Here is a 19,849-nt window from a genome sequence, read left to right on the forward strand (position 1 = left end):
CATGTTCCTCATCAGTGGTGGCCGCCGGGCCGCCCTCGGCGTCACCGGCGCCGCGCTGCTGGCCCTCTCGCTGGCCGGCTGCGGCGAGAAGGAGAGCACCGAGCAGCCCGGCGCCGGCCCCAGCGTCACCGCCGCCGCCGACTCGGCGCTGGCCGCGAAGGTGCCCGACGCCATCAAGGCCGACGGCGTGATCAAGGTCGGCACCGACTCGACGTACGCCCCGGCGGAGTTCCTCGACGCCGACGGCAAGACGGTCGTCGGCTTCGACATCGAGCTGTTCAACGCGGTCGCGCAGAAGCTCGGCCTCAAGGCCGAGTACGAGTCGGCGCCGTTCGACGCGATCCTGCCGGGCGTCGACTCGGGCAAGTACGAGGTCGGCGTCTCGTCGTTCACCATCAACGCCGAGCGGATGAAGACCGTCAACATGGTCAGCTACTTCTCCGCCGGCACCCAGTGGGCGACCAAGTCGGGCAACCCGGCCAAGGTCGACCCGAACGACGCCTGCGGCAAGAAGATCGCCGTGCAGGTCGGCACCGTGCAGCTCGACGACATCACCGCCCGGTCGAAGAAGTGCACCGACGCCGGCAAGCCGGCGATCACCATCGACCAGTACCAGGCGCAGAGCGACGCCACCGCCGCCGTGGTCAGCGGCAAGGACGACGCCATGCTGGCCGACTCCCCGGTCGGCGCGTACGCGGTGAAGCAGAGCAGCGGCCAGCTGGAGCTGCTCGGCGACATCTACGAGTCGGCCCCGTACGGCTACGCGGTGAAGAAGGACCAGGCCGCGTTCGCCGAGGTGCTCAAGGAGGCCGTCGCGGCGGTCATCGCCGACGGCACGTACGAGGGCGCGCTCAAGAAGTGGGGCGTCGAGGGCGGTGCCATCACGACCCCGGCGCTGAACCCGACCAGCTGACCATGTCGGTCAAAACTGACACACCCGAACGGGCACGGCCGGAACCCATCCGCGCCGTGCCCGTGCGGCATCCCGGGCGGTGGGTCGCCGTCGGCGTGATCGGGGTGCTGGTGGCCATGTTCGTGCACCTGCTGGTGACGAACAAGGCGTTCAACTGGTCGTTCATGATCGACGAGATGTTCCGTCCGCCGATCATCGAGGGGGTACGCGGCAGCATCGCGCTGCTGGTGACCGCCATGGTGATCGGCATCGGGCTGGGCATCGTCATCGCCATCATGCGGCTGTCGGAGAACCCGGTCCTGCGTGGCGTCGCCTGGGCGTACACCTGGTTCTTCCGGGCGGTGCCCCGGCTGGTGCTGGCGATCCTCTTCGGCAACCTGGGCATCCTCTGGGCGCGCATCGAGTTCGGGCTGCCCTTCGACCGGCAGATCGGCGCCCTGTTCGGGGTCGACGACTTCGAGGCGCGGCTGTTCGGCTTCTCCGCGGTGGACATCCTCACCGGGTTCGTCGCCGGCATGCTGGCGCTGGGCCTGTCCGAGGCCGCCTACATGGCGGAGATCGTCCGGGCCGGCATCCAGTCGGTCGACGAGGGCCAGACCGAGGCCGCCCAGGCGCTGGGCATGCGGCGGGGGCAGATCCTGCGCCGCATCGTGCTGCCGCAGGCCATGCGGGTGATCGTTCCGCCGACCGGCAACGAGACCATCGCCATGCTCAAGGACACCTCGCTGGTGGCCTTCGTGCCGGTCTCGATGGAGCTGTTCTTCCAGCTCAGAGCCGTCGGCAGCCGGACCTTCCAGGTCTTCCCGATGCTGGTCGCGGCGACCATCTGGTACCTGCTGCTGACCAGCGTCCTGCTGGTCGGGCAGTACTACCTGGAGCGGCACTTCTCCAAGGGCGTCGGGCGCAGCGGCCGGGCGAAGACGAGGCTGCGGGCGATCACGGCGGAGAGCGGCGGCACGACCGGGAAGGTGGACGGCGCATGACCGAGCTGACGGTGCCGGCACCGGCTGACAAGGCGGTGCAGCCCGGGCTGATGGTCCGGGCCGAGCAGGCGCACAAGTCGTTCGGGTCGATCGAGGTGCTCAAGGGCATCGACCTGGAGGTCCGCAGCGGCGAGGTGTGCTGCCTGCTGGGCCCTTCCGGCTCCGGCAAGTCGACGTTCCTGCGCTGCATCAACCACCTGGAGAAGATCAACGCAGGCCGGATCTGGGTGGACGGCGACCTGATCGGCTACCGCGAGCGCGGCGGCAAGCTGCACGAGATGCGGGAGTCCGACGTCGCCGCCCAGCGGCGGGCGATCGGCATGGTGTTCCAGCGGTTCAACCTCTTCCCGCACATGACGGCCCTGGAGAACGTCGTCGAGGCGCCCGTGCTGCTGGGCCGGGAGAAGAAGTCCGCCGCCCGGGAACGGGCCGCCGCGCTGCTGGAGCGGGTGGGGCTGGGCGACAAGCTCGGCAACTACCCCAGCCAGCTCTCCGGCGGGCAGCAGCAGCGGGTGGCGATCGCCCGGGCGTTGGCGATGCGGCCGAAGCTGATGCTCTTCGACGAGCCCACCAGCGCGCTCGACCCCGAGCTGGTCGGCGAGGTGCTCGACGTGATGAAGGACCTGGCCCGCGACGGCATGACGATGATCGTGGTCACCCACGAGATCGGCTTCGCCCGCGAGGTCGGCGACTCGCTGGTCTTCATGGACGGTGGCGTCGTGGTCGAGTCCGGCGTGCCCCGCGAGGTGATCGCCAACCCCCGGCACGAGCGGACGAAGGCGTTCCTGGCCAAGGTGCTCTGAGGCGGGCGGCCGGCGCGGTCCCCGCCCGGGCCGCGCCGGCAGCCGTACCGGTGACGTCCGCGCCGGCCGCCGTCCGTGCCGGTGTCGTCAGTCGCGGTCGCGTCCGTGCCGACGAGCCGTCGTGACCGTGCCCGTGCCGGCAACGTCCGGGTCGGCCGCGCCCGTGCCGGTGTCCCGGAGTGTCGGAGCGGGCGGCTAGAGTCGCTGCCGTGACAGCTACGACGCCGCGCCTGCTCCTCGTCGACGGACATTCCATGGCATACCGGGCGTTCTTCGCCCTGCCGGTGGAGAACTTCTCCACCACGACGGGGCAGCCGACCAACGCCGTCTACGGCTTCACGTCCATGCTGATCAACGTGCTGCGCGACGAGCAGCCGACGCACATCGTGGTCGCCTTCGACGTCTCCCGCCGCTCCTTCCGCACGGAGAAGTACGCGGAGTACAAGGCCGGCCGCAGCGAGACCCCGACCGACTTCAAGGGCCAGGTCAGCCTGGTCAAGGAGGTCCTCGCCGCCCTGCGCATCCCGGTGGTGGAGAAGGAGGGCTACGAGGCCGACGACATCATCGCGACCCTCGCCTGCCAGGCCCGCGACCAGGGCATGTCGGTGCTGATCAGCACCGGCGACCGGGACGCCTTCCAGCTCGTCGGCGAGAACGTCACCGTGCTCTACCCGCGCAAGGGCGTCTCCGACCTGGCCCGGATGGACCCGGCGGCGATCGAGGCGAAGTACGGCGTCGCCCCGCAGCGCTACCGCGACCTGGCCGCCCTGGTCGGCGAGACCAGCGACAACCTGCCCGGCGTCCCGGGGGTCGGCCCGAAGACCGCCGCGAAGTGGATCAACCTCTACGGCGGGGTCGACGGCGTCGTCGCCCGCGCCGACGAGATCAAGGGCAAGGCCGGCGACAGCCTGCGCGAGCGGCTCGCCGACGTGATCCGCAACTACGAGATCAACTGCCTCGTCTCCGACCTGGAGCTGCCGCTGCGCCCCGAGGACACGCGCTGGGAGGGGTGGGACCGCGAGGCCGTCCACCAGGTCTTCGACACCCTCGAGTTCCGGATCCTGCGCGACCGGCTCTACCAGTACCTGGAGGCGGTGGAGCCGGAGGCCGAGTCCGGGTTCGACCTGACCGGCGAGGTGCTCACCGCGCCCGGCTCGCTCGCCGGCTGGCTGGAGACGCACGCGCCCGCCGGCACCCCGGTGGGCGTGGCGGCGAAGCTCGACACGGGTCCCAACCGCCGGCACACCGCCTCGGTGACCGGGCTGGCGCTGGCCACCGCCGACGGCGCCGCGGCGTGGTTCGACCCCGCCACCCTGGAGGCGACCGACGAGGCGGCCCTGGCGGCCTGGCTGGCCGACGCCGGGCGGCCCAAGGTGCTGCACGACAGCAAGCCGGCGGTGCTGGCGTTCGCCGCGCACGGCTGGAGCCTGGAGGGCATCCTCCGCGACACCCAGATCGCCGCCTACCTGGCCCGCCCCGACCAGCGCTCCTACGACCTGACCGACCTGGCCCTGCGCTACCTGCACCGCGAGCTGCGGGTCGACGCACCGGAGACCGGCCAGCTCACCCTGGAGGGGCTCGGCAACGACGGCGAGGCGGAGCAGAACCTCATGCTCCAGGCCCGGGCCACCCTCGACCTGGCCGACGCGATCGACGCCGAGCTGTCCCGCGACGGCGAGCAGTCGACGCGGCTGATGGCCGGGGTGGAGCTGCCGCTGATGCGGGTGCTCGCCGCCATGGAGCGCACCGGCATCGCCGCCGACACCCACTACCTCTCCGAGTTGGAGGCGCACTTCGCCGCCGAGGTGAAGGCCGCCGCCCAGGGCGCGTACGCGGCGGTCGGCCGGGAGTTCAACCTCGGTTCGCCGAAGCAGTTGCAGGAGATCCTCTTCGGCGAGCTGGGCCTGCCCAAGACCAAGAAGATCAAGACCGGCTACACCACCGACGCCGACGCCCTCCAGTGGCTGTACGCGCAGAACCCGCACCCCGTGCTGGCGCACCTGCTGCGTCACCGGGACGTGGCGAAGCTCAAGACGACCGTCGACGGGCTGCTCAAGTCGGTCTCCGACGACGGCCGCATCCACACCACCTTCAACCAGACGGTGGCGGCCACCGGCCGGCTCTCCTCCACCGAGCCCAACCTGCAGAACATCCCGATCCGCACCGAGGAGGGCCGCCGTATCCGCCGCGCCTTCGTGGTGGGGGAGGGCTACGACTGCCTGCTCACCGCCGACTACAGCCAGATCGAGATGCGGATCATGGCGCACCTGTCGTCGGACGACGCGCTCATCGAGGCGTTCAACTCCGGCGCCGACTTCCACGCCGCCACGGCCTCGTCGGTCTTCGGGGTGCCGGTCGGCGAGGTCACCGCCGACCAGCGGCGCAAGATCAAGGCGATGAACTACGGCCTGGCGTACGGGCTGAGCGCGTTCGGCCTCTCCCAGCAGCTCGGGATCACCGCCGAGGAGGCGCGCGGGCTGATGGAGGACTACTTCGCCGGATTCGGCGGGGTACGCGACTACCTCCAGGAGGTCGTCGCCCGGGCCCGGCACGACGGCTACACCTCGACCATCCTGGGCCGCCGGCGTTACCTGCCCGACCTGGTCAGCGACAACCGGCAGCGCCGGGAGATGGCCGAGCGGATGGCGCTCAACGCCCCCATCCAGGGCTCGGCGGCCGACATCATCAAGGTCGCCATGCTGCACGTCGACACCGCCCTGCGCGAGGCGGGCCTGCGCTCACGCATGCTGTTGCAGGTGCACGACGAACTGGTCTTCGAGGTCGCCCCGGGCGAGCGGGAGAGCCTGGAGGCGCTGGTGCGCCGCGAGATGGGCGCGGCGCACCCGCTCTCGGTGCCGCTGGAGGTCTCCGTGGGCGAGGGGCGCGACTGGAACAGCGCCGACCACTGACGCGCGCGTCATCGCCACGGGCCGGCGCACGGCAGTCGCCGCCGGCGGCTCACCGTCCCGGCCCGCGGCGCTCCTTCGGCGGGGCGCCGTGCCGTTGCAGGGCCTGGCGGGACCGGCCGCCGGGGGCCGGCAGCGGGGCCTTCAGGGGGTCGTGGCCCCAGTTCATCAGCGACCAGCGCCACTTCGTGTCGCGGACGTCGCCCGAGGGGCGCTGCGCCATGTGCCGGCGTACGTAGCCGACAACCTTGCGCATGTGCTTGTAGTCGCCCTCGGAGAGCTCGCCGCGCTTGCGGCGCAGCAGGTTGATGATCTTCCGGCCGGACTCGTGCCCGACCGACTCGCCGCCCCCGGTGCCCTTCTTCCGCCAGCCGACGTGCTTCGACTCGTCGGTCTCCAGCCACTTCGACAGCTCGCCCGGCTTCATGTTCACGGCCTCGGTGAACTCCCGGTAGGTGTCCCGGTCCTCGTCATCCCTCTTCACGGCGTAGCACCTCCGGTCGGTGCGCGACGTCCCGTCCCGAGTCGTCGTTGCGGATGCGGTACTGCGGGGCGTCCGGGGACGCGTTCACGGCGTGCCCGCGCACGTGCGTCCGTTCGGTGATCTTCTCCCGCACCACGCCGTACGCCCGGCCGCTGTGGCTGGCCCAGGAGACGTGGTCGCCCTTGCGGAACTCGTTCTGCTCGGCCATGCCGGGCGGTTACCCGGGGTCGCCGGTCGAAAACGACTCAGCGACCCGGCGCGACCCGCCGGTCGTGGCGGGCGGCGCACCGGTCAGGCGGGCTTCTCCGCGACGAAGATGGCGGTGCCGGGGAAGAGGCGGCCGCGCAGCGGGCTCCACTGCCCCCAGATCTCCTCGTGCCCCTCGGGCCACTCCGGCTCCACCAGGTCGACCAGGCGGAACCCGGCGCCCACGATCTCCCGCACCCGGTCGCCGACCGTGCGGTGCTGCTCGACGTAGGTGGCCTCACCGGCCTCGTCCTGTTCGACGTAGGGGGAGCGGTCGAAGTACGAGTGCACGGCGGTCAGCCCGCCCGGGCCGGGGTCGTCGAGGAAGATCCATCGCATCGGGTGGGTCACCGAGAAGACCCACCGGCCGCCGGGGCGCAGCACCCGGAACACCTCGCGCATGACCGCCGCCGAGTCGGCCACGAACGGGATCGCGCCGAACGCCGTGCAGGCCGTGTCGAAGGCGGCGTCGGCGAAGGGCAGCGCCAGCGCGTCGGCCTGCACGAGCGGCACGCGTACGCCGGTGCGGGCGGCCGCCTGCGCCGCGTGCCGCAGCATCCCGGCGGACAGGTCGAGGGCGACGGGCCGGGCGTCGCGGGTGGCGAGCCAGCGCGCGGCGGCGGCGGCCCCGCAGCCCAGCTCCAGCACCCGCCGCCCGGCCAGGTCGCCCAGCAGCCGTACGTCGGCCTCCCGCACGCCCTCGGGGCACCAGACGAAGTCCAGGTCGCCGAGGAAACGGCCGTGCTCGGCCTGGTAGTCGTCGGCGTCGGCGTCCCACCAACGGCGGTTCGCCCGGCGGGCCTCGGCGTCGCCGACCCGGCGCCGGGTCACCCGGCTGTCGTCATCCACCCGCCCACGCTAGCCCGGTCGTGCCCCGGGCCGGCCGACCCCCGGGGTGCGGCGCGCGGCGTGCGGCGCTACGGTTTCCCCCTGATGCTCCTGTGACGGAGGCGACACCTGAGACGGCTTCCTGGTGATATCTCCGCTTTCTCGGCCCACGAGGTGCCGAGAGAGCGGGAGGCCTTGCACGCTGTGGTAATGCAGCGGGTAGGCTAGACGGTGCGTCCGCGGATCGTGTGCCTCGGCAGGGAGCAGGTGCGCGGTCTCCGGGACCACTGGCGGAGCCACATCCATGATCTCACGCGATGATCTCTTCGGTGTGCCCGGCGACGGATCCGCTGGCGCGAACAGGTCACCGCGACACACCAGCCTGCTGTGACACACCATCCGACCGGAGCAACCGCCCACATGACGAGCAGCATCGAGGCCCCCTCGAGCGCCACCCGGGTCACCCACGACGATCTCGGTTCCGAGGAGGCTTTCCTCGCCGCGATCGACGAGACCATCAAGTACTTCAACGACGGCGACATTGTCGAAGGCACCGTCGTCAAGGTCGATCGGGACGAGGTCCTGCTCGACATCGGCTACAAGACCGAGGGTGTCATCCCCTCTCGGGAGTTGTCGATCAAGCACGACGTGGACCCGGCCGAGGTCGTTTCGGTTGGTGACCACATCGAGGCCCTGGTCCTCCAGAAGGAGGACAAGGAGGGGCGTCTGATCCTCTCCAAGAAGCGGGCGCAGTACGAGCGGGCCTGGGGCACCATCGAGAAGATCAAGGACGAGGACGGCGTCGTCCGCGGCTCGGTCATCGAGGTGGTCAAGGGTGGCCTCATCCTCGACATCGGGCTGCGCGGCTTCCTGCCCGCCTCCCTGGTCGAGATGCGTCGGGTGCGTGACCTGCAGCCGTACGTCGGCCGCGAGCTCGAGGCCAAGATCATCGAGCTGGACAAGAACCGCAACAACGTGGTCCTGTCCCGCCGGGCCTGGCTGGAGCAGACGCAGTCCGAGGTGCGCACCGAGTTCCTCAACAAGCTGCAGAAGGGCCAGGTCCGCAAGGGCGTCGTGTCCTCGATCGTCAACTTCGGCGCGTTCGTCGACCTGGGCGGCGTGGACGGCCTGGTGCACGTCTCCGAGCTGTCCTGGAAGCACATCGACCACCCGTCCGAGGTCGTCGAGGTGGGCCAGGAGGTCGAGGTCGAGGTCCTGGACGTCGACCTGGACCGCGAGCGGGTCTCGCTGTCGCTGAAGGCGACGCAGGAGGACCCGTGGCGGCAGTTCGCCCGCACCCACGCGATCCAGCAGATCGTGCCGGGTAAGGTCACCAAGCTGGTGCCGTTCGGCGCCTTCGTCCGGGTGGACGACGGCATCGAGGGCCTGGTCCACATCTCCGAGCTGGCCGAGCGCCACGTGGAGATCCCGGAGCAGGTCGTCCAGGTCGGCTCCGAGGTCATGGTCAAGGTCATCGACATCGACCTGGAGCGCCGCCGGATCTCGCTGTCGCTCAAGCAGGCCAACGAGGGCTTCGTCGAGGGCGAGGAGCACTTCGACCCGACCCTCTACGGCATGGCCGCGACGTACGACGCCGAGGGCAACTACATCTACCCGGAGGGCTTCGACCCGGAGACGGGCGAGTGGCTCGAGGGGTACGACAAGCAGCGCGAGACCTGGGAGAACCAGTACGCCGAGGCGCGTCAGCGCTGGGAGGCCCACACCAAGCAGGTGCAGACCTCCCGGGCCGCCGACGCCGAGGCCGCTGCCAACCCGGCTCCGGCCGTCACCGGTGGTGGCACCACCACCTCGACCAGCGCGGCCCCGAGCCGCCAGGCCGAGGAGCCGGCCGGCACCCTGGCCACCGACGAGGCGCTCGCCGCTCTGCGGGAGAAGCTCGCCGGCGGCAAGTGACCCGCTGAACGACGACGGGCCCCGTCCCCGCGATCGCGAGATCGCCGGGGGCGGGGCCCGCCGCTTTCCTGGGCTGCGAGGCTCGCCTTCCCAGTCGCGCGAGGCTCGCCTTCCCAGTCGCGCGATGCGTCGGCGACCGGCGGCGCGTGGCTCGCGTTCCTAGGCGCGCGATGCGTCGGCGACCGGCTGCCTCAGGATGGTGCGTCGCCGCTCGGGTGCGACCCTGCGGAAGTCGCTGAGGTAGATCTCGTGGTGCCGGCCGACCATCCGCAGCCCGTTGCCCGGCACGAACTCGTGGTGCAGCCGCGCCAGCACCCCGGCTTCGTCGTCGAACGAACCGACGTGCAGCGTCTGCACGCACCGCCCCTCCGAGAGCGTCTCCAGCCGGATGTCGTCGATACGCGACGGGCGGTTGCGGGCGCCGGCCTGCGTCACGGCGGCGGTGAACGTGTCCCGGCCGACCCAGTCCGGCACCATGATCATCAACGTCCAGTGCCACCGTGACTTGTCGCGTCCGGTGGTGAAGGAGTCCATCTCGTCGGCCCACCACAGGCCCTCCAGGGGCGGCACGACGTAGTCGCGCCCCAACTCGTTCCTGCTGGCGAACTTCATCTTGTAGGCCACCGGGTAGAGGGTCTCGACGGCGTCGCTGAACGCCGGCGAGGTGTTCGGATCGCCGTGGCCGTCGATCATCAGGTACTGCGTGTCGGGCAGCTCCACGATCCGGAACCGGTCCCGTTCGGCCCGGTAGGCGTCGAGGGACTTCTTGAAGTCAGTCTTCTGGGTCATCGGGCACCTGGGCTCGGGCGGCGAGCCACTGCCTTTCCGCCTCCAGGAGGCTCAGTGCGTACGAGAACACCTCGCGCGCCGCTCGCGGGAGGGGGCCCTGCGCCTGCTGGGCCGCCCGGACCGACCCGATGCGCTCCTCGACCCGCGCCAGCCGGGTGCGCAGCGCCGTCGCGTACTCGCGGTCGGAGAGCAGCGGCAGGTTGGCGATGCCGACGAGGAGCGGATGCCGGACCGGCTGCGGTTGCGCGATGAGGGCCAGCGCCGTACGCGCCGCGACCTCCCGGCCCTCGGCGGTGGCGTGGAAGACGCGGCGGGACTTCGCGGCGGCGGGCGCCTCGGGGACGTGGACCAGACCCCGCTTCTCCAGCTTGCCGAGCAGGTAGTAGATCGAGGAGAACCCGACGTCGGACCACTGCCGGATGCCGCGTTGCTCGATCACCTGCTCCAGGTCGTAGCCGTGCCGGGCGCGCTCGACGAGCAGGCCCAGCACGGTCAACTCGGCGGGGGTCAGCTCCACGCCGCTATTCTAGTGCTGGAATAGGGTGTGCGGCGGAGGCCGGGCGAGGTGCCCCGGTGCCGGCGGCTCGGGGATGATCCGGTTGACTGGTGCCGTGCTGAAGGTGGGACTGACCGGGGGAATCGGATCGGGCAAGAGCGCCGTGGCGAGGCGGCTTGCCGAGCGCGGTGCGGCGGTGATCGACTCCGACCGCATCGCCCGGGAGGTCGTCGCGCCGGGCACCGAGGGGCTCGCCGAGATCGTGGCGGCCTTCTCCGAACGGGTCCTCGACGCCACGGGCGCCCTCGACCGGGCGGCGCTGGGCGCGCTGGTGTTCGCCGACGAGACGGCGCGCCGCCGGCTGGAGGCGATCACCCATCCCCGCGTACGGGCCCGCTCCGCGGAGCTGGCCGCCGCGGCGGGGCCCGACGCCATCGTGGTCAACGACGTACCGCTGCTGGTGGAGGTGGGGCTCGCGGCCACGTACCACCTGGTGGTCGTGGTGCAGACGGAGGTGGCCACCCGGTTGGCGCGGCTGGAGCGCGACCGGGGGATGGCCCGCGCGGAGGCCGAGCGGCGGATCGCCGTCCAGGCCGACGACGCCCGGCGCCGGGCCGCGGCGGACGTGGTGTTGACCAACGACGGCAGCCTCGCCGACCTGCACGCGGCGGTCGACGCGCTGTGGGACGAGCGGCTGCGGCCCTACGAGGCGAACCTGCGCGAGCGGCGGGCGGTCCCGTCGGGCCGCGTCGTGCTGGCGGAGGCCGACCCGACCTGGCCGCAGCAGTACGCGCGGCTGGCCGCCCGGATCCGGCACGCGCTCGCCCCCGCCGACCCGCGCCTCGACCATATCGGCTCGACCGCGGTTCCCGGGCTCGCCGCCAAGGACGTGATCGACATCCAGCTCACCGTCCCGACGCTCGCCGACGCGGACGGGCCGCTGGCCGACCGGCTCGCGGCGGCGGGGTTCCCGCGCCTGCCCGGCGAGTGGTGGGACAAGCCGCGCCCGCCCGGCAGCGGCCGGTGGGAGAAGCGGCTGCACGGCAGCGCCGACCCGGGCCGACCCGTGCACCTGCACGTCCGCCCGGCCGACTCGCCCGGCTGGCGGTACGCGCTGCTGATGCGCGACCACCTGCGTGCCGACCCGGACCAGCGGTCCGCCTACCTGGCGCTGAAGCGGGAGCTGGCCGCCTCCGCCCCGGACAGCGCCACCTGGACCACCGCGAAGGACCCGTGGTTCGACGAGGAGCACCTGCGCGCCGAGCAGTGGGCGGCGCAAACGGGCTGGCGGCCCTGACCGGTCAGCGGCCGCGCGCCGGGGCGAGCCGGGGCACCGTGGCGGGGGTCAGGTCGAGCTGGGCCCAGGCGCCGACGCGGGTACGCAACTCCAGGCGGCGCAGCGCGCCGGACCGGTCGATCCAGTAGCGCAGCGGCCCCCGGGGCGTGCGCAGCTCGATCACGTCGACGGCCTTGCCGGCGGTGGTGTCGCCGCGTACCCGCCGGGCGGCGTCGCGCCCGTCGGGCGATCTGGCGGCCCGTAACGCGGCATCGAGCAGCAGGCCCAGCTCGCCCGCGCGCCCCGCGTCGGCACGCCAGCCCCGGGCGGGCGGCGGCAGCGGCGGCCGGCCGGGCGACTCCACGCCGCCCGGGACCGTCGCGGCCGGCACCTCCGCGCGGCTCACGCCGCTGCCGTCCAGCCGCAGCAGCGTCCGGCGCTCCGGCACGCCGAGGTCGGCGACGGCCACGTAGGCCGCCCGCCCGGTCCAGCTCACCCAGCCGGACCCGCGCAGGTTCGTGGCGGTGCCGACGGGCGCGGTCAGGGCCACGGCGGCGCCGCCACGGGCGCGCAGCCGGGCGGGCAGCCGGTCCAGCCGGCCCCGTTCGGGGGCGGTCAGGGCCCGGGGCTGCCCGGCCCGCCCGCCGAGAGCGTCGACGGGCCGCAGCGCGGGCCGGTCGGCCCGGTTCAGCTGTACGGTCACCGGCCCGAGGCCGGCCAGCCGGGTCTCCAGCCGGTGCAGCCGGGCGTCCCGGTCGAGCCAGTAGCGCGGGCGCGCGTCCGGTGACGTGCCGGGGCCGGGCGGCGGCGCCTCGAGGATGTCGACCGGTGCCGCCCCGACCGTCGCGCCACCGACCCGTCGCGCGGCGTCGGCCGCCGGGTCGGGGCGGTCCGCGGCGAGGCGGAAGATCAGGTCCAGCACGGCGGCCAGCCCCTGCCCGGAGGCCGGGTCGTGCAGCCGCCAGCGATCCGCCGGCGGCACCAGCGGCGGCGGCGCGGGCGTCGGCACGGCCGCCGGGTCGGGACGCAGCAGGACGATTGCCGGGGTGGCCTGGAGCAGCCCGCGCTCGCCGCCCGCGCCGGGCCCGCCGACGTCGAGGTAGAGCAGCGGCCGGGACCAGTCGACCCAGCCGACCAGCTCGGTACGCGCCGCGCCGCTGCCCGCCGTCACCCGTACGCCGGCCCGCAGGTCGCGGTAGTTGGTGACCCGCATCGCGGCGAGCCGATCGCGTTCGTCGCCGGTCAGCGTCCTCGCCTGCTCGGGCCGGTCGGGCTGCCAGCTCAGCAGCCCCAGGACCAGCGCGGCGGCGGAGAGCACGGCCACGGCCGCGAGCACCAGCAGGACGGTACGCCGGCGGCCGTCCACCACCCGTGGAACGCCCCCCGTGTGGGCGTCGTCGTGCGGTGGCGTGCCGGGCGGCGGGTGTGTCGGGCCGGGACGGGCGGTCCGGGCGGCGGAGGTCTCCACGGGAGGTTGAACGGGATTCACCCCCGTGGGGTGACGAGCAGGGGCGCTCGCGGCGGCCGGTCAGCGCCTCACGCGCGACCACGTCGGGTGCGCACGCCGGGCGTGCCGGGTGCTGCGACCTCTGTGCCGGGGGCGCGCCGGCCCTCACGGCCTGGCCACCTGCCCGGTCGGCCGCCGCGAGCGGCCTACACGGAGAGGGTAGTCCGGTGAGATGCGCCACACAATGCGAATATTGAAGCCGATCACGGACCGGGCGTAGTCGCGTCGGGCTGTCGGACCTCCGGCGTACCGTGGTGGTCATGGCGCTCGACATTCCCCGGCTCGACGGCCGCTTCCAGGTCATCAGCGAGTTTCAGCCGGCCGGCGACCAGCCGGCGGCCATCGACGACCTGGAGCGTCGGGTCCGCCGCGGTGACCGCAACACGGTGCTGCTCGGCGCGACCGGCACCGGCAAGAGCGCTACCACCGCGTGGCTGATCGAGCGGTTGCAGCGGCCGACGCTGGTGCTCGCGCCCAACAAGACGCTCTGCGCGCAGCTGGCCAAGGAGTTCAGCGAGCTGCTGCCGCACAACGCCGTCGAATACTTCGTCTCCTACTACGACTACTACCAGCCCGAGGCCTACATCCCGCAGACCGACACCTACATCGAGAAGGACTCCTCGATCAACGAGGAGGTCGAGCGGCTGCGGCACTCGGCGACCATGTCGCTGCTCACCCGACGCGACGTGATCGTGGTGGCCACCGTCTCGGCGATCTACGGGCTGGGCACCCCGGAGGAATACCTCGACCGCGCGGTGCGGGTCGCGGTCGGGCAGGAGCTGGACCGCGACCAGCTGCTGCGCCGGCTGGTCGACATCCAGTACACGCGCAACGACATGGCCTTCAACCGGGGCACCTTCCGGGTCCGCGGCGACACGCTGGAGATCATTCCGGCCTACGAGGAGCTGGCCGTGCGGATCGAGCTCTTCGGCGACGAGGTGGAGAAGCTCTACTACCTCAACCCCCTGACCGGCGACGTGGTCAAGGAGGTCGACGGGCTGGTGATCTTCCCGGCCACCCACTACGCGGCCGGGCCGGAGCGGATGGAGCGGGCGATCCGCGACATCGAGGCCGAGCTGGCCGAGCGGCTGGCCGAGCTGGAGCGGCAGGGCAAGCTGCTGGAGGCGCAGCGGCTGCGGATGCGCACCACCTACGACATCGAGATGATGCGCCAGGTCGGGTTCTGCTCCGGCATCGAGAACTACTCGATGCACATGGACGGCCGGCTGCCGGGCAGTCCGCCGCACTGCCTGCTCGACTACTTCCCCGACGACTTCCTGACGGTCGTCGACGAGTCGCACGTGACCATCCCGCAGATCGGCGGCATGTACGAGGGCGACGCGTCCCGCAAGCGGATGCTGATCGACCACGGCTTCCGGCTGCCCAGCGCCGCCGACAACCGGCCGCTGCGCTTCGACGAGTTCCTGGAGCGGGTCGGGCAGATGGTCTTCCTCTCCGCGACGCCGGGCCCGTGGGAGCTGGAGCAGGCCCAGGGCGAGTTCGTCGAGCAGGTGATCCGTCCCACGGGCCTGGTCGACCCGGAGGTCGTCGTCAAGCCCACCAAGGGCCAGATCGACGACCTGATGCACGAGATCAAGCTGCGCACCGAGCGCGACGAGCGGGTGCTGGTGACGACGCTGACCAAGAAGATGGCCGAGGACCTGTCCGACTATCTGCTGGAGAACGGCATCCGGGTGCGCTACCTGCACTCCGAGGTCGACACGCTGCGCCGGGTGGAGCTGCTGCGGGAGCTGCGCAAGGGCGACTACGACGTGCTGGTCGGCATCAACCTGCTGCGGGAGGGTCTCGACCTGCCGGAGGTGTCGCTGGTCGCCATCCTCGACGCCGACAAGGAGGGCTTCCTGCGCAGCGGCCGGTCGCTGATCCAGACGATCGGCCGGGCGGCGCGCAACGTCTCCGGTCAGGTGCACATGTACGCCGACAAGATCACTCCTTCGATGGCCGAGGCGATCGAGGAGACCAACCGGCGGCGCGACAAGCAGATCGCGCACAACGAGGCGCACGGCATCAGCCCCGAGCCGCTGCGCAAGAAGATCCACGACATCCTCGACGACATCTACCGCGAGGCGGAGGACACCGAGAACAGCCGGGTCGGCGGTGCGGTGCGGCAGCTCTCCCGGGGGAAGTCGCCGGTCAAGGAGACCCGCAGCCGCAGCCGGGCCGGCGGGGCCGCGCCCGCGCGGGAGGGGATGGCCCGCGCCGAGCTGGCCCAGCTCATCCAGGAGCTCAACGACCAGATGCTGGCCGCGGCCCGGGAGCTCCAGTTCGAGCTGGCCGCCCGGATCCGCGACGAGGTCGCCGACCTCAAGAAGGAGCTGCGCGGCATGGACGCGGCCGGGGTGAAGTGATCGCCGAGCAGCCCAGTTGCGTTCTGCGAGCGGGCTATTGCGCTCAGTGATCGTCCTGCGTAGTCTCCCTCGGTGGGGAGGCTGGGGATGCCGTTGCCAACGAGTCCGGTCATTCGTCGCGCCCGGCTGGGCGCCGAGCTGCGTCAGCTACGACGGCGGGAGACCCTGACCCTGGAGCAGGTCTGTGACCGGCTGGGTTGGGCCTCCACCTCGAAGCTGTCCCGTATCGAGCTGGGGCAGAGCCGGCCGGACCTGGCCGACGTGCTCGACCTGCTCGACGTCTATGAGGTGTCGCCGCCGCAGCGCGACGCGCTCATCGTCATCGCCCGCGACGCCGCCACCAGCAGGGGCTGGTGGAAGGCGCTGGGGGAGATGGGCGAGCGGCAGCGCACCTACGCCGAGCTGGAGGCCGGCGCGGCGAGCATCGTGGACTGGCAGCCCGCCGTCGTGCCGGGGCTGCTCCAGACCCCGGCGTACGCCCGGCTGCGGATCGCCGCCGGCCGGCTGCTCGACCAGGCCCTCGACGTGGACGCCGACGTGCGCGCCCGGGCAGTGCGGCACGAGGTGCTGCGGCGGACGGACCCGCCCCGCTACACGGCGCTGCTCGCCGAGGCGGCCTGCGAACCCGGCGACGACATCCCGCCGCAGGTCTGGCGGGAGCAGTTGCGGCATCTGGTCGACCTGGCCGCCCTGCCGCACGTGACGATCCGGCTGCTGCCCCGGGGCACCGCCGCGCGGGGTGGGGCGCAGCCGCTCACGCCGTACTCCTGCTATTCGTTCCCCGACCCGGCCGATCCGCGCACCGTGATGCTGGAGGCGCTGACCACCGACGTGCGTCTGGTCACGGCAGCCGACGTCGACCGCTACGAGCAGCTGACGGGCTGGCTGTTGGACGCGGCCCTCGGTCCGGAGGAGACGATCGAGCGGCTGAACCGCCTCGCCGCCGGCTGAGCCGGATCACCGGTGGCGGCGGAAGCCGCCCTCCGAGTCGATCACCTGGCCCGTGATCCAGTCGGCGTCGGAGGAACAGAGGAACCGCACCAGCCGGGCGGCGTCCTGCGGGGTGCCCCAGCGTCCGCTCGGGAAGAGCTTCGCGACCTCGGCGTACGCCTCGGGGGAGGCGTATCCGGTGTCCGTCGGGCCGGGGTGGACGCAGTTCACGGTGATGCCCCGAGGCATCAGCAGCGGCGAGAGCTGGAAGGTCGCGTTCTCCACCGCCGCCTTGCTGACCGCGTAGGCGAGGGTCTGCGGCATCGGGCCGAGACGCTGGCCGGTGGAGAAGAGCACCAACCGGCCGCCCTCGCCGGCGGTGAAGGCCTCGGCGAACGCCTCGGCGAGCAGCAGCGTGGCCCGCACGTTGACCAGCAGATGCCGGTCGATCTCGGCCGCGTCCAGCGCGCCGAACGGGGTGTCGGTGCAGTAGGCGTGCACGGCGACCACCGCGTCGAGCCGGCCGTGCCGGCGCAGCGCCTCGCCGACCAGGTCGGCGGGTGCCGCCGGGTCGAGCAGGTCGGCGCGGACGTGAGCGGCGCCGCCCAGCTCGCTCAGCAGCGCCGGCACGCCCTCGGGGTCACCGCCGTAGGGCTGGGCGTCGTCGAACTCCGGCAGGCCGGTGAGCAGCAGCTGCCAGCCGTCCGAGGCGAGGGTGCGGGCGACCGCCGCGCCGATGCCGATGCGCCGACTCACGCCCGTCACGAGGGCCACCCGTTGCGTCATGGGGCCAGTCAACCGGGCCCGGTGTCCGGGGGCCAGCGGTTATCGCCGCGCGGCAGCCGGGCCCGGCGCCCCCGAGCCCGTCGGGACCGGCGGCCGACGCGTGCACGGCGCACCCTAGGGCAGGGGTACGACAGTTCAGGCCGGCACGTCCACGAAGTGCTCGACCAGCGGCGGGTTGGCGAAGTGCGGGCCGATCAGCGCGCGCCACTGCGCGAAGCGCTCCGTGGCGCGGAAGTTGTCGTTGTGCGCCTCGACCGAGTCCCACTCGACCAGCAGCACGAATCGGCTCGGGGACTCGACGCCCCGGGTCATCCGCACCGACCGGCAGCCGGGCGTGCCGGCGAGCACCGGATGCCCCTCGGCGTACGCGGCGGCGAACTCGTCCTCGTGGCCCGGCAGTACGTCGATGAGCGCGACCTCAAGCACCATGCCCGAAGCCTTTCACGTCGCCCTCGGGGGCCGGACGCCGCGGGGGCTGTTCCCGCCGACCGGGCGGATCTAGGGTGGGCGCGCGGGATGGGGGAGGCGCATGATCGACTGGCTCACCGGCACGGCGTTCACCGTGGCGGGCACCGGCACCACCTGGGCGGAGCTGCTGGGTTTCGGCACGGGGGTGCTCAACGTCTGGCTGGTGGCCCGGCAGCGGATCGCCAACTGGCCGGTCGGCATCGCCAACGTGCTGCTGCTGATGGTGCTGTTCTGGACGGCCGGGCTCTACGCCGACGCCGGCCTCCAGATCGTCTACGTCGGCCTGGGCCTGTACGGGTGGTGGGCGTGGCTGTACGGCGGCGAGCGGCGTACCCGGCTCACCGTCACACCCACGGGCCGCCGGGAGTGGTGGGCGCTGGCGGCGGCGGGCGTGGCGCTGACGGGCGGGCTCTGGGCGCTGCTGGACGCAGCCACCGACTCCACCGTGCCGCTGCCGGACGCGCTGACCACCGCGCTGTCGCTGCTGGCCACGTACGGGCAGACCCGCAAGCGGGTGGAAAGCTGGTGGCTGTGGATCACCGCCGACCTGATCTACATCCCGCTGTACGCCTACAAGGGCCTGTACCTCACCGCCGCCCTCTACGTGATCTTCCTGGGGCTGTGCGTGCTCGGGCTGCGCGAATGGCGGGCGGACCTGCGGCGCGGCGCCGTCCCGACCCCGGTGCCGCCCGGCCCGGTCCCGGCCGCGCCGTGAGCGCCGGGCCGGCGCCGACCGACGGGTGCCCGCGAGCAGGCGGGTGCCCGCCGACCGTGGGGTGCCCGCCGACTGACGGGTGCCCGCCGGCCGGTGCGCCGGCCGGTGACAGTACGCCGGCGGGGGCCGGTGGGCCGCTCCGGCCGGAGTTCCGGCACGCGATGGTGGTGGGTAAGTTCTATCCGCCGCACGCGGGTCACCACGCGCTGATCGAGGCCGCCGCGGCCCGCTGCGCGGCCGTCACCGTGGTGGTGGCGCCGTCGCGCCGGGAGTCGATACCGCTCGCCCTGCGGCTTGACTGGCTGCGCGAGGTGCACGCGGGCACCCCGTGGGTCCGCTTCGTCGGCCGCCACGACGACCACCCCGTGGACTACGCCGATCCGGCGGTGTGGGACCTGCACTGTGCGGTGTTCCGGGAGGCGCTGGGCGGGGCGCCGGTGGACGCCGTCTTCTCCTCGGAGGCGTACGGCGCGGAACTGGCCCGGCGGTTCGGCGCGGTGTCCGTCTGCGTGGACCCGGCGCGGCGTGGCGTGCCCGTGTCGGGCACGGCGGTGCGGGCGGACCCGGGGGGCCACTGGCACCTGCTCAGCGCGCCGGTGCGGGCGTGGTTCGTCCGGCGGGTGGTGGTGCTCGGCGCGGAGTCGACCGGCACGACCACGATGGCCGCCGCCCTCGCCGCGCACTACGGCACCCGCTGGGTCCCGGAGTACGGCCGGGAGTTGACCGCGCGGAAGCTGGCCCGGCTGCGCGAGCGGGACCCGGCTGCCACGGTCTTCGACGTGGCCTGGGACCGCGACGACTTCGCCGAGGTGGTCCGGGAGCAGCAGGCGGCGGAGGACGCCGCGGCGCGCGCCTGCGGCCCGCTGCTGTTCTGCGACACCGACGCGCGGGCCACCGCCGTCTGGGAGGAGCGGTACCTGGGTTCGACCTCGGACCGGGTGCGCGCGGCGGCCCGGCGGCCCGCGCTGTACCTGCTGACCGACCACGTCGGCGTGCCCTTCGACGACGACGGGCTACGCGACGGCGAGCACCTGCGGGCGTGGATGACCGGGCGGTTCCGGGCGGAGCTGGCCGGCTGCGGGGTGCCGGTGGTCGAACTGTCGGGCCCGCACCGGCGGCGGCTGGACCGGGCGGTGGCGGCCTGCGACGCGATGCTCGCGGCGGGCTGGTCGTTGGCCGAGCCGATGCTCCCGCCCGCAGAGAGCACCTAGCCTCCTAGGATGCCCTACGGGGTGTGTACCCCGTCACGGGACTTCTCGATCGATGCCCGCGAGTGGGATAGGACACCCGTCGCCCGGGCTGCGGCCACTTACCGCGATGGGCAACAATGACGGGCAAGGAGGGGAGTATTCCCCCGCGACGGAGTCGTCAGCACGGTCGAGCGCCGATCCTGGACGAGCGACCCGGCCCCGTCGGTCACCGCCTGCGAGGCGGTG

18 protein-coding genes are annotated in these 19,849 nt (G+C 72.8%); 10 read left to right on the forward strand and 8 right to left on the reverse strand.

What is annotated here, in order from left to right:
• Window position 1: 1 nt before the first annotated feature.
• The 4 genes from ACGFIG_RS13385 to polA all read left to right on the forward strand — a co-directional run bounded on the left by ACGFIG_RS13385 (window position 2) and on the right by polA (window position 5,608).
• On the forward strand, window positions 2-913 hold the full coding sequence (locus ACGFIG_RS13385) for an ABC transporter substrate-binding protein (RefSeq protein WP_393002384.1): 912 nt from the start codon (window positions 2-4) through the stop codon (window positions 911-913).
• A gap of 2 nt (window positions 914-915) precedes the next feature.
• Window positions 916-1,896 carry an amino acid ABC transporter permease gene (locus ACGFIG_RS13390; protein WP_393002386.1) on the forward strand — a complete coding sequence of 327 codons (981 nt, stop codon included), beginning with the start codon at window positions 916-918 and terminating at the stop codon, window positions 1,894-1,896.
• A 50-nt stretch (window positions 1,897-1,946) separates the two neighbouring features.
• On the forward strand, window positions 1,947-2,699 hold the full coding sequence (locus ACGFIG_RS13395) for an amino acid ABC transporter ATP-binding protein (RefSeq protein ID WP_393002927.1): 753 nt from the start codon (window positions 1,947-1,949) through the stop codon (window positions 2,697-2,699).
• Window positions 2,700-2,908: 209 nt separating this feature from the next.
• Window positions 2,909-5,608, forward strand: a complete 2,700-nt coding sequence (gene polA / locus ACGFIG_RS13400) for a DNA polymerase I (RefSeq protein WP_393002388.1) — start codon at window positions 2,909-2,911, stop codon at window positions 5,606-5,608.
• 49 nt (window positions 5,609-5,657) lie between these two features.
• Here polA and ACGFIG_RS13405 read toward each other — a convergent pair whose 3' ends face one another.
• From ACGFIG_RS13405 to ACGFIG_RS13415, 3 genes are all read right to left on the reverse strand, one after another.
• Entirely contained in the window at window positions 5,658-6,089 is a 432-nt protein-coding gene (locus ACGFIG_RS13405; protein ID WP_393002390.1) for a DUF3140 domain-containing protein, read from the reverse strand.
• Complete coding sequence (locus ACGFIG_RS13410) at window positions 6,076-6,297, reverse strand: DUF2945 domain-containing protein (protein WP_393002392.1); 222 nt, start codon at window positions 6,295-6,297, stop codon at window positions 6,076-6,078. Before ACGFIG_RS13410 ends, ACGFIG_RS13405 begins: the two co-directional genes overlap by 14 nt.
• A gap of 83 nt (window positions 6,298-6,380) precedes the next feature.
• Window positions 6,381-7,184 (reverse strand): class I SAM-dependent methyltransferase, encoded by an 804-nt coding sequence (locus ACGFIG_RS13415; RefSeq protein ID WP_393002394.1) that lies wholly within the window; start codon window positions 7,182-7,184, stop codon window positions 6,381-6,383.
• 399 nt (window positions 7,185-7,583) lie between these two features.
• On the opposite strand from ACGFIG_RS13415, the gene rpsA reads away from it, so the two are divergent.
• Complete coding sequence (gene rpsA / locus ACGFIG_RS13420) at window positions 7,584-9,077, forward strand: 30S ribosomal protein S1 (RefSeq protein ID WP_334561457.1); 1,494 nt, start codon at window positions 7,584-7,586, stop codon at window positions 9,075-9,077.
• A gap of 159 nt (window positions 9,078-9,236) precedes the next feature.
• On the opposite strand, the gene ACGFIG_RS13425 is transcribed toward rpsA, so the two are convergent.
• Entirely contained in the window at window positions 9,237-9,866 is a 630-nt protein-coding gene (locus tag ACGFIG_RS13425; protein WP_393002396.1) for a GyrI-like domain-containing protein, read from the reverse strand.
• Window positions 9,850-10,383, reverse strand: coding sequence for a PadR family transcriptional regulator (locus ACGFIG_RS13430; protein ID WP_393002398.1), 534 nt, complete (start codon window positions 10,381-10,383; stop codon window positions 9,850-9,852). Before ACGFIG_RS13430 ends, ACGFIG_RS13425 begins: the two co-directional genes overlap by 17 nt.
• A 94-nt stretch (window positions 10,384-10,477) precedes the next feature.
• Here ACGFIG_RS13430 and coaE point away from each other — a divergent pair, with 94 nt between their 5' ends.
• On the forward strand, window positions 10,478-11,659 hold the full coding sequence (coaE, locus tag ACGFIG_RS13435; protein ID WP_393002400.1) for a dephospho-CoA kinase: 1,182 nt from the start codon (window positions 10,478-10,480) through the stop codon (window positions 11,657-11,659).
• Window positions 11,660-11,663: 4 nt separating this feature from the next.
• Here coaE and ACGFIG_RS13440 read toward each other — a convergent pair whose 3' ends face one another.
• Window positions 11,664-13,007, reverse strand: a complete 1,344-nt coding sequence (locus ACGFIG_RS13440) for a hypothetical protein (RefSeq protein WP_393002402.1) — start codon at window positions 13,005-13,007, stop codon at window positions 11,664-11,666.
• 398 nt (window positions 13,008-13,405) lie between these two features.
• Between ACGFIG_RS13440 and uvrB the strand changes: the two genes are divergently transcribed.
• Together uvrB and ACGFIG_RS13450 are read left to right on the forward strand one after the other, a co-directional pair.
• Window positions 13,406-15,514 (forward strand): excinuclease ABC subunit UvrB, encoded by a 2,109-nt coding sequence (uvrB, locus tag ACGFIG_RS13445; protein WP_393002404.1) that lies wholly within the window; start codon window positions 13,406-13,408, stop codon window positions 15,512-15,514.
• A gap of 87 nt (window positions 15,515-15,601) precedes the next feature.
• Window positions 15,602-16,465 carry a helix-turn-helix domain-containing protein gene (locus ACGFIG_RS13450; RefSeq protein WP_393002406.1) on the forward strand — a complete coding sequence of 288 codons (864 nt, stop codon included), beginning with the start codon at window positions 15,602-15,604 and terminating at the stop codon, window positions 16,463-16,465.
• Between the two features lie 6 nt (window positions 16,466-16,471).
• Here the strand turns inward: ACGFIG_RS13450 and ACGFIG_RS13455 are convergent, their stop codons facing one another.
• Window positions 16,472-17,230: an SDR family oxidoreductase gene (locus ACGFIG_RS13455; protein ID WP_393002408.1), complete on the reverse strand. Its 759-nt coding sequence runs from the start codon at window positions 17,228-17,230 to the stop codon at window positions 16,472-16,474.
• A 135-nt stretch (window positions 17,231-17,365) separates the two neighbouring features.
• Window positions 17,366-17,659, reverse strand: a complete 294-nt coding sequence (locus tag ACGFIG_RS13460) for an antibiotic biosynthesis monooxygenase family protein (protein WP_393002410.1) — start codon at window positions 17,657-17,659, stop codon at window positions 17,366-17,368.
• Window positions 17,660-17,759: 100 nt separating this feature from the next.
• Here ACGFIG_RS13460 and pnuC point away from each other — a divergent pair, with 100 nt between their 5' ends.
• Both pnuC and ACGFIG_RS13470 read left to right on the forward strand, forming a co-directional pair.
• A complete protein-coding gene (pnuC, locus tag ACGFIG_RS13465) occupies window positions 17,760-18,413 on the forward strand; it encodes a nicotinamide riboside transporter PnuC (RefSeq protein WP_393002412.1) in 654 nt (217 codons plus the stop codon).
• A gap of 161 nt (window positions 18,414-18,574) precedes the next feature.
• Window positions 18,575-19,624 carry an AAA family ATPase gene (locus tag ACGFIG_RS13470; protein ID WP_393002414.1) on the forward strand — a complete coding sequence of 350 codons (1,050 nt, stop codon included), beginning with the start codon at window positions 18,575-18,577 and terminating at the stop codon, window positions 19,622-19,624.
• The last annotated feature ends 225 nt before the right edge of the window (window positions 19,625-19,849 follow it).

It is taken from the genome of Micromonospora sp. NPDC049048 (assembly GCF_043197615.1).
Taxonomy (GTDB): Bacteria; Actinomycetota; Actinomycetes; order Mycobacteriales; family Micromonosporaceae; genus Micromonospora.